At 38.9% G+C, this 15,201-nt stretch carries 13 protein-coding genes; 11 read left to right on the top strand and 2 right to left on the bottom strand.

Features of this window, described 5'->3' with window-relative positions:
* The first annotated feature begins 67 nt into the window (after positions 1 to 67).
* The 6 genes from KBP50_RS10025 to spoVM are packed head-to-tail and all read left to right on the top strand — an operon-like array spanning position 68 to position 5,157.
* Positions 68 to 829 (top strand): Stp1/IreP family PP2C-type Ser/Thr phosphatase, encoded by a 762-nt coding sequence (locus tag KBP50_RS10025; protein WP_050352689.1) that lies wholly within the window; start codon positions 68 to 70, stop codon positions 827 to 829.
* Positions 829 to 2,847, top strand: a complete 2,019-nt coding sequence (gene pknB, locus KBP50_RS10020; protein WP_249664609.1) for a Stk1 family PASTA domain-containing Ser/Thr kinase — start codon at positions 829 to 831, stop codon at positions 2,845 to 2,847. Before KBP50_RS10025 ends, pknB begins: the two co-directional genes overlap by 1 nt.
* Positions 2,848 to 3,726: a ribosome small subunit-dependent GTPase A gene (rsgA, locus tag KBP50_RS10015; RefSeq protein ID WP_050352691.1), complete on the top strand. Its 879-nt coding sequence runs from the start codon at positions 2,848 to 2,850 to the stop codon at positions 3,724 to 3,726.
* Position 3,727: 1 nt separating this feature from the next.
* The gene (gene rpe, locus KBP50_RS10010) at positions 3,728 to 4,390 is read left to right on the top strand and encodes a ribulose-phosphate 3-epimerase (protein ID WP_050352692.1); all 663 of its coding nucleotides are present in this window, start codon (positions 3,728 to 3,730) and stop codon (positions 4,388 to 4,390) included.
* Positions 4,391 to 5,032 (top strand): thiamine diphosphokinase, encoded by a 642-nt coding sequence (locus KBP50_RS10005; protein ID WP_050352693.1) that lies wholly within the window; start codon positions 4,391 to 4,393, stop codon positions 5,030 to 5,032.
* 41 nt (positions 5,033 to 5,073) lie between these two features.
* Positions 5,074 to 5,157 carry a stage V sporulation protein SpoVM gene (gene spoVM, locus KBP50_RS10000; protein WP_050352694.1) on the top strand — a complete coding sequence of 28 codons (84 nt, stop codon included), beginning with the start codon at positions 5,074 to 5,076 and terminating at the stop codon, positions 5,155 to 5,157.
* Between the two features lie 334 nt (positions 5,158 to 5,491).
* On the opposite strand, the gene rpmB is transcribed toward spoVM, so the two are convergent.
* Positions 5,492 to 5,680 (bottom strand): 50S ribosomal protein L28, encoded by a 189-nt coding sequence (rpmB, locus tag KBP50_RS09995; RefSeq protein ID WP_050352695.1) that lies wholly within the window; start codon positions 5,678 to 5,680, stop codon positions 5,492 to 5,494.
* Positions 5,681 to 7,160: 1,480 nt separating this feature from the next.
* Between rpmB and KBP50_RS09990 the strand changes: the two genes are divergently transcribed.
* Together KBP50_RS09990 and KBP50_RS09985 are read left to right on the top strand one after the other, a co-directional pair.
* Complete coding sequence (locus KBP50_RS09990; RefSeq protein ID WP_050352697.1) at positions 7,161 to 7,523, top strand: Asp23/Gls24 family envelope stress response protein; 363 nt, start codon at positions 7,161 to 7,163, stop codon at positions 7,521 to 7,523.
* A 139-nt stretch (positions 7,524 to 7,662) separates the two neighbouring features.
* A complete protein-coding gene (locus KBP50_RS09985; protein ID WP_249664617.1) occupies positions 7,663 to 9,285 on the top strand; it encodes a DAK2 domain-containing protein in 1,623 nt (540 codons plus the stop codon).
* A gap of 308 nt (positions 9,286 to 9,593) precedes the next feature.
* On the opposite strand, the gene KBP50_RS09980 is transcribed toward KBP50_RS09985, so the two are convergent.
* On the bottom strand, positions 9,594 to 10,877 hold the full coding sequence (locus tag KBP50_RS09980) for an NCS2 family permease (protein ID WP_050352699.1): 1,284 nt from the start codon (positions 10,875 to 10,877) through the stop codon (positions 9,594 to 9,596).
* 565 nt (positions 10,878 to 11,442) lie between these two features.
* On the opposite strand from KBP50_RS09980, the gene sdaAB reads away from it, so the two are divergent.
* Genes sdaAB through recG form a run of 3 tightly spaced genes read left to right on the top strand, consistent with a single transcriptional unit; the run spans position 11,443 to position 15,057 of the window.
* Positions 11,443 to 12,105, top strand: coding sequence for an L-serine ammonia-lyase, iron-sulfur-dependent subunit beta (gene sdaAB / locus KBP50_RS09975; RefSeq protein ID WP_050352700.1), 663 nt, complete (start codon positions 11,443 to 11,445; stop codon positions 12,103 to 12,105).
* A 29-nt stretch (positions 12,106 to 12,134) separates the two neighbouring features.
* Positions 12,135 to 13,010 carry an L-serine ammonia-lyase, iron-sulfur-dependent, subunit alpha gene (gene sdaAA / locus KBP50_RS09970; RefSeq protein WP_050352701.1) on the top strand — a complete coding sequence of 292 codons (876 nt, stop codon included), beginning with the start codon at positions 12,135 to 12,137 and terminating at the stop codon, positions 13,008 to 13,010.
* A gap of 16 nt (positions 13,011 to 13,026) precedes the next feature.
* Complete coding sequence (gene recG / locus KBP50_RS09965; RefSeq protein WP_050352702.1) at positions 13,027 to 15,057, top strand: ATP-dependent DNA helicase RecG; 2,031 nt, start codon at positions 13,027 to 13,029, stop codon at positions 15,055 to 15,057.
* The last annotated feature ends 144 nt before the right edge of the window (positions 15,058 to 15,201 follow it).

Here is a 15,201-nt window from a genome sequence, read left to right as displayed (position 1 = left end):
AACGGATAAATGATTTTTAAGTGGTCAGTGACACGCTTTAAAACTCAAAGGATAAAGGAGTGAAACAATGAAGGCTCATTTTCTAACAGATCGAGGTCAAGTTCGCAGCCATAATGAGGACTCTGGTGGTGTGTTTTATAATTCGGGAGGCCAAGTTTTAGCTATTATTGCTGATGGAATGGGGGGGCATCAGGCTGGTGATGTAGCCAGTCAAATGGCTACTAAGTTGCTTCAGAAGAAGTGGGAGCAAACGGAGCAGGTCCCCTCGCCTGATGTTGCAGAAACATGGGTGCAAGCTGCTGTGCTTGAAGCAAATACAGCCATCTTTCAGTATGCCCACGAACATGAAGCATGTTATGGAATGGGAACAACGATCGTTATTGCTATCATCCTTGAGGAAACTTTAACAATTGCACATATCGGCGATAGTCGAGCTTATATGATCACAAATGAGACGATGAAACAAATAACGGAAGACCACTCTTTCGTAAATGCCCTTATTCAATCAGGACAAATCTCTAAAGAAGAAGCGACTTATCATCCGCGAAAAAATGTCGTCTTAAAAGCTCTAGGGACAGAAGAAACCGTAACCTGTGATGTTCGGACTTTAAGTCTTGAGCAGAATGATTTGCTGTTACTATGTACAGATGGCTTGACCGACAAATTGTCAGATGAAGAAATTTATACAATTGTGTGTTCAGATACTGATCTATACCAAGTCGGGCAAAAAATGGTCCAATTAGCAAATGAGCGCGGCGGTGAGGATAATATTTCACTTGTATTAATTCAACATGACAAACCTGAAGAGAGAGCAGGTGAACCATTGTGATGAAAGGGCATCTGATTAATGACCGCTATCTGATTAAAGAAACAATTGGCGGCGGCGGGATGGCAAATGTGTATTTAGCCAGAGATACGATCTTAGAAAGAGATGTAGCCCTTAAAAGTTTACGTTTAGAGTACGCAAATGACCAGGAATTTATTGCACGTTTTGATCGTGAAGCACACGCCGCTACCAGTTTAAATCATCCACATATCGTTAACATTTATGATGTAGGTGAAGAGGATCATTTACTTTATATGGTCATGGAATATGTAAAAGGCATGACTTTAAAAGAATACATACAGAACAAAGGCCCCCTTGACGTTGCGGAGGCATTAGAAATCATGCAGCAAATCACGGGAGCGATTGCACATGCCCATGCAAACGATATCGTACATCGTGACATAAAACCACAAAATATTCTTGTAGATACAAATGGGCAAGTTAAGGTAACGGACTTTGGTATTGCTGTCGCTTTAAGCGCAACTTCGTTAACACAAACGAATTCAATCCTCGGATCTGTTCATTATTTATCGCCAGAGCAAGCAAGGGGAGGGATGGCTACAAAAAAATCAGATATTTATTCTCTTGGTATTGTTTTATATGAGCTATTAACTGGGCAGCTTCCTTTTTCTGGACAATCTGCTGTATCCATTGCTTTAAAACATTTACAAAATAAGACTCCTTCTGTACGAGAATTCAATTCAACTATCCCACAAAGTGTGGAAAATATCGTCTTAAAGGCAACAGCAAAAGATCCATTTCACCGCTATGAAACGGTTGACGAAATGCAAAATGCATTAGAAACTGCACTTGATCCAAGTAAACAAAATGAAGCGGCATTTATGATCCCAGTGGAAGATGGGGATGAAACAAAAGCAATTCCAATTATTACGGATGAAGCAAAAATTTCTGCTAATGATGAAACGATTGTTCATACATCTAGTACGACCAAATCTTTTAAAGCCCCAGAAAGAAAAAAGGATGAACAACCGCCTGTTAAAAAAGGAAAAAAACAACGCCCAAAAAAGAAAAAAGGCAAAAAGAAAAAAAGAATCATCATTATCGGTCTGCTGCTCTTACTTATAGCTGGGTTTCTTGGCGTGTTCTTTTTTACCGACATATTTCAGCCAAAAGATGTTACTGTTCCTGATGTTACAGGGATGAGAGATAGCGAAGCGATAACGAAGCTGGAAAAAATGAACCTACTAGTCAAACAAGAAGAGGTTTTTTCTGATGATGTGGAAGAAGGCTATGTAGTGGAAACAGATCCGAATGCTGGTAGTACGGTGAAAGAAGGGGCTACGATTAAATTAAAGGTTAGTAAAGGGAAAGAGACTGCTACTTTTAGTGACTATGTAGGAAAAGATTTTTCGCAAGTAGAACGCCTATTAAAAGAAGATGGATACGAAGTCTTAGATCCATATGAAGTAAATTCAGATAAGCCTATTGGAGAAATTATTGAACAGATTCAGCCGAGTCCAGATACGGAAGTCGTCCCTAGTGAGACAAAGGTAATTTTTCGCGTCAGCAGCGGTCCAAAGACAGTTAGTTTAAATAACTTAAAAGGTATGACAGAGGCTGAAGCTGAAGAATACTTAAATAGCAACGGTTTGAAGATGGACAAGACTACCGAACATTCAGATACAACACCTGAAGGAGAAGTGATTCGTCAAGATCCAGAATCAAATACAGAACTTCAAGAAGGTGCTACCGTAACCGTCGTTGTATCTTCTGGACCAAAAGAAAAGCCTCCTGTAACACATGAAGTGGCTTATACGGTTCCGTATAAACCAAATAAGCAAGCAAATGAAGAGGAGGGTCGCCCAGAACAAACGGTAAAAGTATATATTCAAGATATGAATAATGATTTATCTGAAGTTTATATGGAGGAAAAAATTACAGAAGATACCGAGGTCACTTTTTCACTTACTATTGCTCCTGACAGTGAGGCGGAATATATTATTAAACGTGATGAGGAAGTAATATCGAATAAGGTAGTGGCTTATGAGGATGGTGAATAGATGGCAAAAGGGAGAATTATTAAAGCATTAAGTGGCTTTTACTATGTTGAATCTAATGGAGAGGTTTACCAATGTAAAGGAAGAGGAGTATTTCGTAAAAAAAACATTACTCCTCTAGTTGGGGATATGGTTACCTTTGACGTTAGTGGTGAAAAAGAAGGCTATATTTTGGAAATTCATGAAAGAGAAAACGAACTAGTTCGACCACCAATTGCAAATATTGATCAAGCAATCATTGTAACTTCTGCAGTGGAGCCTAATTTTAATACGACACTGCTTGATCGTTTTCTCGTCTTAGTAGAATCCAAGTTGATCCAGCCGGTTATCTTTTTTACAAAAATGGACATAGCTGAACAGGATAGAGACCGGTTTGAAAGCTATCAACGAGACTATCAAAAAATTGGTTACGATGTAGAGTTATTATCAGTTAAACATACAGATCATTTATCCATGTTAAAACGGTATCTAAAAGATAAAATTACCGTCATCGCTGGGCAATCAGGGGTAGGGAAGACAACATTATTAAATGCTATAGACCCAACTCTTGCTCTAAAAACTGGAGAAATATCTGCTAGTCTTGGGCGGGGAAGACACACAACCAGACATGTAGAATTACTTCCTATGTTTGGAGGTCTTGTTGCAGATACACCTGGTTTTAGTTCTTTGGAATTTCAAGATCTCACTGTATCCGAACTTGCCGATTGTTTCCCAGAAATAAAGCAACGAACAGCAAATTGTAAATTTCGTGGATGCACGCACATAAAAGAGCCTAAATGTGCCATTAAGCAAGCAGTAGAAAATGGAGAGATAGCTGATTATCGTTATGAACATTATGTACGTTTTTATGAAGAAATTAAACTGAGAAAGCCGAGGTATTAATATGACAAAATTAGCGCCATCAATTTTAGCAGCAGATTTTTCTCGTTTAGGAGAAGAAATTCAGGAAGTTGATCGTTATGGGGCAGACTATATTCACGTTGATGTAATGGATGGGCATTTTGTGCCAAATATCACTTTAGGACCACCTATCGTTGAAGCGATTCGACCTGTGACAAAGCTTCCATTGGATGTACATCTTATGATCGAGAATCCGGATCACTATATAGCATCGTTTGCTCAGGCAGGAGCAGATATTATCACGGTTCATCAGGAAGTTTGTCCTCACCTACACCGTACGATACAGTCGATTAAAGAACATGGAATGAAAGCAGGAGTAGTCATTAACCCTGCCACCCCTGCCGAAACGTTACTCCCTATTTTACCGGATATCGATATGATTTTAATCATGACGGTTAATCCAGGATTTGGTGGTCAATCGTTTATTGAAAGCACCTTAGGAAAAATAAAATTAGTAAATAAATGGCGTCAGGACTTCGGTTTTTCATTTGAAATCGAAGTCGATGGAGGGATTAACTCCAAAACTGCCAAATTATGCACAGATGCTGGTGCGGATGTTCTCGTAGCAGGGAGCGCTGTCTTTGCGAAAGAAGATCGGAAGCAGGCAATGAAAGACATCTTACATGCTGTAAAGGAGTCAAAATAGGTGACAACAGTAGCCATTATTGGAAATGCACCGGAAAACCACCCCGACTTGACCGTTTATCGTGAAGTTGTCGATTATTGGATTGGAGCGGACCGTGGTGCATGCGTCTTAGCAAAGCATGATTTGCCGATCGAATATGCAGTTGGTGATTTTGATTCGACGACGGAAGCTGAGAAAACTGTTATTCGTGATATAGCAACAAATGTTCAAGTGTACCCTTCTGAAAAAGATGAGACCGACTTAGAACTTGCTTTAAATAAAGCTTACGAGCTCCATCCGACGACCATCTATTTATTTGGTGTAACGGGTGGGCGCATGGATCACGAGCTCGTAAATGTACAGTTGCTTTACACGATTTTATCGAAAGGGATTCGGGGGATTATTATTGATCAATCGAATTATTTGGAATTAACTTTTCCTGGAGAGTATACGGTTGAATTTGACGCCAATTACCCAACCATATCGTTTGTGCCTTTTTCCAAACAGGTGTTAGGGATTACATTGACTGATTTTTATTATCCGTTAACAAACGCAACTATTTCATGGGGTTCTACATTATGTATTTCAAACAAGCTTAATAGAAATAGTGGTACTTTTTCGTACAAAGACGGCATATTATTATTAGTAAAGAGTCGTGATTAGATTTCTAGTTAGTTTTGTTTGCAAAAGAGGAGGGCGAACTCATGAAATTTTATACGATTAAGCTCCCAAAGTTTATAGGCGGATTTGTAAAGATAATTATTGGTACATTCAAGAAAGAGAAATAACCTGCTAAAAGTAATGGAATCCAGCTTTATTAGGAAAAGGAAGCTTATACTAAAAGCCAAGCAGCATTTATTTTCATGAATCATTTTAAAAAGCGGCCATGAACTGATCATGGCTTGTTTTTTATTGAATTAGGAAACGATAAAATCAGGTGCTTGTGGATAACGAAATAACCGAATAGCCACGTGCTTGCGCCTTTGTTCTTGCTCCAGCTTTTAAAAGCGCGGAGACAGGTACATCTATCCCTGAATACTTTTAAATCTATTTCTCTTTCCATATAAATAAGCACCCTTATTATAAAGGTGCTTATTTATAACTAATGTGCGAAGCTGTATATTATACGCGCTCCACTTTCCCTGATTTTAGGGCGCGTGCAGAAACATAAACTCTTTTAGGCTTACCATCTACCATAATGCGTACTTTTTGTACATTAGCTTTCCATTTACGCTTGTTTGAATTTAAAGCGTGAGAGCGGTGGTTTCCAGTGCGAGTCTGGCGTCCAGTAATAACACATTTTCTGGCCATGCTATTCCTCCTACTTCTTTCATTTCCTTTATATCTTAATCTCATACTTATATAATTTACCATAACTTTTATCCATTTGCAATTGTTGTTTTTATCTCGTATGTATCAAGTTTTTCTCGACATAGTTATAACTCCAATATTTCCAGCACTCTATTTATGTACACTTTTACTGGCTTTTAGTACAACAATTGTTTTATAAAGGCATAAGAGAAATGTAGCTGGTGCCCGCTGCGGAAAAACACTACGCTTTCCTTGGGCTTGCGCTCAGCCTCCTCGAAAAAAAGCAGTTCGCTTTTTTCTTGCGGGGTCTTCCCACTGCGCTTCCCATAGGAGTCTCCGTGTTTTTCTTCCGCTAGATTGACAATATCAACTATAACACTCGCTAAACTTCCACTTAACGGGGGTGGAAATCTAACAACTACCGCGCTATCGCTTGCTGGTCTGCTTTTTTCTATCCACGTTCTACAAACCAAGAACCTGACAGAAAACATGCATCAAGGTATGTTGAAAGCAACCGATCCAAACGTAAAAGGAACCGTTTTTTTGGTCTTCTCTCTGTACTGTCCAGCATTGTTCTTGTTGCTTTTCTTTGATAACCTTGTTGATCTGTGTGAACACTTCCCCCATTATTTGGGTTATAAATACTTCATACATAAACAGTGAGCACGTTCTTCCATATCAATTAAATCACTTGCTTTTTTTCTAATTCAGATAATCTTGTTAAAATTAATTCCATGAGAAGACCTCTTTCAAAATGTATTTGCCCGTTAAGCATACATTTTATGATAGAGTGCCATCTCTTTTTTGGCTAGAAATTAGTCCTAATATCCGCCCCGAGGAATATTTTACACATATTTTTATCCTCGCATATAAGGTGCTGTAAGTCTCCCACTAGAAGATCTGTACTGTAACAAGTCTAAGTGGATGATAATAGCACCTAAATGCCGATTCGTAAGCGATTTTTAGGTTAGGTCATACCATTACGGTACTAACAAATCAGTGGGTGATGAATGAAAACCCTCACTGATGGAAGATTCACTTGATAAGAATGTGGTGTTTATGCATGCCGGGTCACATTTCAGTTTCCTCTTACCAAGTGACGATACTACCCTAGTCTTCACTCTTTCATGCTTACCTACTCTCCTATCAGGATAAGGGCGGATGTAGCAAAAAAATGTGTAGAAATTCTATATGTTATGCATTATGCTATCATTACACATGGTAGACAAATAAACCTGCTATTTCCTCCGCTTAAAAGTATACTAGAAATCCATAAAATGAAAATGCATATTTTGAAAAATGGAATCGAAAAAGATAGAAGATGAATCAAGTATAAAGAAAAAACGCTTGACAGATGAGCACAAATCGTACATTGTTAGAAGTGGTAATTTTTAATTGTATTCATCTTTGACTTTTAAAATATAGCTGCATGTAGTAGAATGATTTTAGAATGTGAGCAGGTACTAAAAGGAGGATTCAAATGTCCATTGAACTGCATACAAACGATGGCCAGGTAACAATAACAAATGAAGTAATTGCAACGATTGCCGGAGGTGCTGCAGTAGAATGCTACGGTATTGTTGGGATGGCTTCAAAAAGTCAAATAAGAGACGGTATTGCAGAAATTTTACGTAAAGAAAATTTCTCAAAAGGTGTGATCGTTCGTCAAGAACAGCATCATCTGCATATCGACATGTACATTATTGTAAGCTATGGAACAAAAATATCAGAGATTGCTCATAATGTTCAATCTAAAGTTAAATATACGCTTAGCCAATCACTAGGGTTGGACATAGACTCTGTCAATATTTTCATTCAGGGTGTTCGTGTGACTCAAGAATAAAACATAATTATGAAGCTTATGACTATATATGATCTGTCCGAGCGTCTGTTTTTCAACAGACGCTTCTGAGTTCTTGTTTATTAGAGGAGGAAATGAAAAAGTGAGTTTACAACAAATCGATGGCAAGAAGCTGGCACAAATGATTTTGTCTGGTGCTCATCATTTGTCCAATAATGCCAAAAAAATTGATGCTTTAAATGTTTTTCCTGTACCTGACGGTGATACAGGAACAAATATGAACCTGACCATTACTTCAGGGGCAAATGAAGTTAAAAATATTCATAGCAACCACATATCTGAGGTTGCGCAAGCATTCTCCAAAGGTCTTTTGATGGGAGCAAGAGGAAATTCAGGAGTCATTTTGTCACAGATTTTTCGCGGGTTTGCTAAAGGATTAGGAAAAAAAGAAGCGGTTACAGCGAAAGGCTTGGCAAAAGCGTTTGAAAGTGCCGTAACAACGGCGTATAATGCAGTGATGAAGCCAGTTGAAGGAACGATTTTAACAGTTGCGAAGGATTCCGGAAATAAGGCAGTTGCTATTGCTGAAGAAGAAACAGATATTATTACATTAATGGAAAAAATTGTAACAGAAGCAAAAGCGTCTTTAAAGCGCACCCCAGATTTACTCCCAGTACTTAAAGAAGTAGGCGTAGTGGATTCTGGTGGACAAGGCTTAGTTACGATTTATGAAGGTTTTTTGGCTGCTTTAAAAGGAGAAGAACTTCCTGAAGATACTTCAGACATTAATATGGATGAAATGATTAATGCGGAACACCATAAAATTACACAAGATTTTATGGATACTGCGGATATTGAATTTGGGTATTGCACAGAATTCATGGTGAAATTTGAAGAAGATAAGTTAGCGGAACATCCCTTTGATGAGGAAGCATTTCGACAGGAATTAAGCCATCACGGTGATTCTTTATTAGTAGTTAGTGACGACGAACTTGTAAAGGTTCATATCCATTCAGAATATCCAGGAGATTGCCTTACGCTAGGGCAGCGCTATGGTAGCTTGATTAATATGAAAATAGAAAATATGCGTGAGCAGCATACAGCGATAGTTGGGAAGAAAGACAAACGGCATAAACCAAAAGAAAAAGCAGAATACGCCATTGTAACTGTGGCGATGGGGAAAGGTTTGAAACAGCTGTTGGAAAGCTTAGGTGCCTCTGTAGTTATAGAAGGCGGGCAAACAATGAACCCGAGTACTCAGGATATTACGGATGCCATTAAACAAGCTAATGCTAAAAAGGTGCTCTTATTGCCAAATAACAAAAACATTTTTATGGCAGCTGATCAAGCCGCTGAGCTAGCAGAAGAAGATGTTCGTGTCGTACCAACGAAAACGATACCACAAGGCATTAGCGCTATGCTGTCTTTCCATCCAGATAATGATCTTGACACAAACCAAAAGGCTATGGATGAGGCTAGAAAGCAAGTAAAGACTGGTCAGATTACATATGCTGTTCGAGATACTCAAATTGATGGTATTTCCATTGAAAAGGATCATTTTATGGGGATTGAAGACGGGAAAATTGTAACTACAGACGCAGATAAAACGGTCACAGTTAAAAAGTTATTGGAAAAAATGATAACGGAAGATGACGAGATCTTAACTATTTTACAAGGCGAAGATGTCACGGACGAAGAAATGCAAGAACTTGTAGCGTATATTGAAGAAACGTATGAAGATATAGAAGTGGAAGTTCATAACGGGAATCAACCGATTTATGCTTATATTTTTTCTGTCGAATAGAAAGACCGATTAAGTTTTGTATGTTAATAAAAGTTAGCCTATCCAAGCCAACTTTGTCTAATCTGTATGTATGAAGCCAAGGTTTGTTTGGTTATGGAGCTTGGAGAAGTTTCATTTTTGCACACGTAGGAAGATCCTAAGACAGAAGATGAAAATTAACTACTGCTAGCCAAAAAATCTAAAAAAAATAAAAATCGTATGAAATCAAGATAACCAACTTTGATTTCATACGATTTATTCATGATAAAAGTGTCTTAACGAGTTTGATAAAAATGGTGTACTATCTTTAAAACTAAAGAATACGCCATTTAAATTCCCATCATTTTTATAACAAAATCAAGCAAGAATAAACTTGAAATTACTAGCAGTGCTGGTGACAGCTCGTTCTTTTCGCCAATTGCCATTTTAACAATCGGATATGCAATAAAACCAAAAGCCATTCCATCTGCTATGCTATAGGTGAATGGAATCATAACAACGATTAGAAAAGCTGGCAGTGACTCAGATAAATGATCCAGTGGCAGTTGCTTCACATTTTGTACCATTAAAAAGCCAACAATGATTAAAATCGGACTAATCGCTGTATTAGGTATCATTGTAATCCAAGGAATGAGTACAATGGTTGCTAAGAAAAGAAAGCTAGCGATCACTGCTGTTTTCCCTGTTCTTCCTTTAGAAGCAATAACCGCAGCATTTTCAGCAGCAGATACAGTTGGAGATGTACCAAGGAATGCACAGGTTAATGTTGAAAAAGCCGTGACTTGATATGCTCTTTGGTATTGGTTTTCACGATTAAGCATAGAAAGCTGCCCGTGCAATAATCCCATATTTTCGAAGATTAGAATCATCGCTAACGGAAATACAGCTAACCAGAAAGTAATTTCACCCATTGCATTAAAAGCAGGGAAAAAGAGTATCTCGCTCCACTCTACGTGCAATGATTGATTTCCTGGTTGAATAATTCCGCCAATGGCAGCAATAATTGTTCCTAACACCATGGTGATTAAAAAGTTAGCTGGGATATTTTTCACAAACAGGAATATTGCTAAAAATAGTGTAATCAGACTAACAATAACCGTCGGTGAAGTAAAGTCGCCAATTGCAATAATCGTATTGCTTCCTTTGCTAACAAGTCCACTTTTTTCTAAACCAATTAAGATCAGAAACAAGCCCAATCCGACTGTAATAGCATGCTTCAACGAATCAGGGATTGCTTTTTTTAATAAAACACCTAACTTCGTAAAAGCAGTGATTAAGAAAATAATCGCCGCAATCAAAACAACAGCTAGACCTTCCTGAAAGGTGAGCCCAGTTCCTTCGATAATGGAGTATGCAAATAATGCATTAATACCCATTCCTGGTATGACGATTAATGGGAGCTTACCGAATATTCCCATTAGCAATGTGCCGATAAAGCTAGCAAGAATGGTAGCTATCATACCACTTTCTAAAGTGATCCCAGCTTCACTAAGAATGGAACCATTAACAACAACAATATACATTGTTGTGAGGTAACCAATTATACCTGCGATCCATTCATTACGTAGTGAGGAACTGCTGGCACGTTTCAAGTTGTTTTTCTTATCAGGCATACAAACTCCTCATTGTATTTCCTGTCCCTCTCCCGCCCGATTATATCAAATATAATCCACAAGATGTAATTATATCGGTGATACACGATAAAGTCAATAAATCTTCCGCTTTCACAAATTTATTAACAGGACAATCGTATTATTCTTTCAGTAAGCTTCGATGTACTTTTTAAGACTTTGGATTTAATTATGTCAACGCATTAATTGACTACACAGTCTTCATTTAATTTCGCAAAAAAACAAAATCTTGGCTCCTAGGGAAATGCGGTCTTCTTCTTAAAGATCACAGCTCCACATGATCCTCTTCATTTTCCCTAACTGCTGCGCTTTCATCAGGGAAATTAGCAGTAACGATTGCTTCATTTGTTTTAACTCACTAACTAAAACAGTAGTTTTTGCGCAATGCACTCATTTTTTTGCACTTTATGGAAAACATGAGACCAGGGGATGGAAATGAATCAACCTATTAGATTATCTCTCTTAATGATTCACTATCATTTTTTTGTTATAATCAATCAAGAGAAGGTAAGAGTTACGTAATTAAAAATAAAGGTGGGGTGCTACATTGAAATATAATTCCGTTTTTGACATTATTGGTCCAGTAATGATTGGTCCATCAAGTTCACATACAGCTGGGGCAGCAAGAATTGGCAAAGCAGCACACAGTTTATTTGGTGAAGTGCCGACTTGGGCGAAAATTCATCTCTATGAATCGTTTGCTAAGACATATAAAGGACATGGGACGGATTTTGCATTAATAGGCGGTTTGCTCGGATTTGATACAGATGATGAACGGATGAAAGACGCTTTGAAAATAGCTGCAGATCGCAACATGCAAATTGAATTCATTGAAGATAGTGCAGCTGTCAGTCATCCAAACACGGCACGGCTAATGATAGGAAACGATGAAGAATCATTAGAATTGGTCGGCATATCCATTGGTGGCGGGAAAGTGGAAATAACTGAACTAAATGGCTTTGAACTGCGTTTGTCCGGGAACCATCCTGCAATATTAATAATGCACAATGACCGGTTTGGCGCGATTGCCTCGGTGACGTCTGTATTGGCGAAGCACGAAATCAATATTGGTCATATGGAAGTGAATCGAAAAGATGTAGGAAAAGAAGCACTCATGGTAATAGAAGTCGACCAAAACGTGGAAGATGATATATTACGAGAGTTGAACAAAGCAGATCATATTATACAGATTGCTAAGATCGTCAGCTAAACATAGAAGAAAAAGGGGGGTGACCATTTGTGTTTCGGACTGTCCAGGAATTAGTGGAATCTGCTGAACAACAAAAAATATCCATTTCAGAAGTGATGATCCGCCAGGAAATGGAAGTAAAAGAAAAAACGCGTCAACAGCTGTTTGAGGAAATGGAGCAAAACTTACAGGTGATGGAAAAAGCCATTGAAGATGCTTTGAAAGGTGTCGAATCCGTTACCAGTTTAACCGGAGGAGATGCAGTCCTTATTCAAAACTATATGCAGGAGAAAACCCCGCTTTCAGGACATTTGCTATTAGATGCTGTCAGTAAAGCGATGGGGACAAATGAAGTTAATGCGGCGATGGGCACGATTTGCGCTACACCAACTGCTGGGAGTGCAGGTTGTGTACCTGGTACACTATTTGCTGTTAAAAATCAGCTCAAGCCAACCCGTGAACAAATGATTCGATATTTATTTACAGCAGGAGCATTTGGGTTTGTCGTAGCGAATAATGCGTTTATCTCAGGGGCTGCTGGTGGATGCCAAGCTGAAGTGGGGTCAGCAGGAGCCATGGCCTCTGCTGCTATCGTAGAAATGGCTGGCGGAACACCACAGCAATCAGCTGAAGCATTTGCAATGACACTAAAAAATATGCTCGGGCTCGTATGTGATCCCGTTGCTGGTCTTGTGGAAGTTCCTTGTGTAAAGCGAAATGCTGGAGGTGCTTCGTTAGCTATCGTTTCTGCGGATATGGCACTCGCCGGTGTAACTAGTAGAATCCCGTGCGACGAAGTGATCGGTGCGATGTATCGAATTGGTAAACAAATGCCTTCCAGTTTGCGAGAAACAGGAGAGGGCGGTTTGGCGGATACACCAACCGGCCGATGGTTAAAAGATAAATTGCTAGGATTATCAAGCTAAGAAAGAGTGATGTTACATGTTATCCGATCCTGTTACTCACGTGAAAGGTGTCGGGGAAAAAATGGGCGAGGATTTTGCTCAGATCGGAATTCATACAGTAGAAGAGCTACTGAATTATTTTCCGTATCGATATGATGTGTTCGAAATAAAACCTCTGAGTGAGCTCATACACGACGATAAGGTTACGATTGAGGGAAGGGTAATTCATGATCCTTCTCTTACTTTTTATGGAAAGCAAAAATCGCGTTTAACATTCACGCTAGAGGTAGAACAAGTTGCTGTAAAAGCAGTTATTTTTAACAGAGCGTTTGCTAAAAAACATATTCATAGTGGAGATACTGTGACTCTAGTGGGGAAATGGGATGCACACCGACTGCAAATCACTGTGAGTACTTATAAAAAAGGCCCTGCTTCCCAGCAAGATGAAATGCAGCCCGTTTATCCCGCTAAAGGGGAGCTGTCACCAACAAAATTAAAGAAGGCCATCCAACAGGCATTGGCTAGCTATGCAGCCGCTATTGATGAAATACTGCCAGCGCCTTTTTTAACAGCATACAAATTACCAAGTCGTAAAGAAGCCTATCAGACTATGCATATGCCCAAAAGCCGGATTGCATTGAAGCATGCGCGGAGACGGTTTATTTATGAAGAGTTCTTAGTATTTCAATTAAAGATGCAATTGTTACGAAAATGGAAACGTGAAGCAACCACTGGTAATGTCCAGCAATACGATCAGCTACGTGTGAAGGCATTTATGGATAGTTTCCCATTTACGTTAACAGATGCACAGCAATCTGCACTTCATCAGATTTTAGCGGATATGGCATCTCCTTATCGGATGAACCGTTTATTACAAGGTGATGTTGGTTCCGGTAAAACAGCTGTAGCAGCAATTTGTTTGTATGCTTCTGTTACAGCTGGAAAGCAAAGTGCTTTAATGGTTCCAACCGAAATATTGGCAGAACAACATTACCAATCGCTAACTGAACTGTTTGGAGATAGAGCTTCCATCACCTTACTTACTGGTTCTGTTAAAGGGAAAAAGCGGAGAGAACGACTGGAACAAATTTCTACTCATCAACTTGATATTGTTGTCGGGACACATGCATTGATTCAAGACGATGTGCAATTTGCCGATCTGGGATTTGTTATTGTGGATGAGCAACACCGATTTGGGGTAGAGCAAAGACGGGTTTTAAGAGAAAAAGGTTTGTATCCAGACGTTTTGTTTATGACAGCTACGCCAATTCCTCGAACTTTGGCAATTACTGCATTTGGAGATATGGATGTCTCTGTTATTGATCAGATGCCAGTAGGTAGAAAAGAAATCGAAACGTATTGGGTTAAAGAATCGATGCTGGATCGTGTATTGCAGTTTGTCGGTAAGCATATTGTTTCTGGTGAGCAAGCGTATGTCATTTGCCCGCTGATAGAAGAATCAGACAAATTGGATATTCAAAACGCAGTAGATGTATACCATGATCTACGGGCATATTTTCCAGCGTCCATTCATATCGGCTTAATGCATGGAAGGCTATCGGCTGAAGAAAAGGATACCGTTATGAAACAATTCGCAAATAATGAGATTCACTTGCTTGTTTCGACCACAGTTGTGGAAGTGGGCGTAAACGTTCCTAACGCAACCATTATGATGATTTATGATGCGGAGCGATTTGGCTTATCTCAGTTGCATCAATTACGTGGCAGAGTAGGCAGGGGGGAGAAACAGAGCTATTGTATTTTAATTGCCGATCCCAAAGGCGAGACTGGGAAAGAGCGCATGCGCATTATGGCAGAAACGACGGATGGCTTTGCTTTATCGGAACAGGATCTGCAATTGCGTGGACCAGGCGATTTTTTTGGTAAAAAACAAAGTGGACTGCCAGAATTTAAAGTAGCTGACATGGTTCATGATTATCGTGCTTTAGAAACAGCCAGGAAAGATGCGCAGGAAATTATTGATAATGATTTATTGGAAACCAAAGAATATCAGGCACTTCTCCAATATGTAGAAAATAATTTCCAAACCGATGAAAAATTGGATTAATAAATGTTTGCATAAACAGGTGTGGTATTATATATTACTATTAGGAGCAAGTCATAATTACATCATGTGAAATTTATGTTCAAAAAAGAATATTGCGTTAGAGCATCAATTCTTGAAAAACGCTGCATACTGCTGCCAATGTTT

It is taken from the genome of Virgibacillus pantothenticus, assembly GCF_018075365.1.
Taxonomy (GTDB): domain Bacteria; phylum Bacillota; class Bacilli; order Bacillales; family Amphibacillaceae; genus Virgibacillus; species Virgibacillus pantothenticus.
The sequence above is the reverse complement of the archived record's forward strand: the minus strand, read 5'-3'. Positions and strand labels throughout refer to the sequence as shown.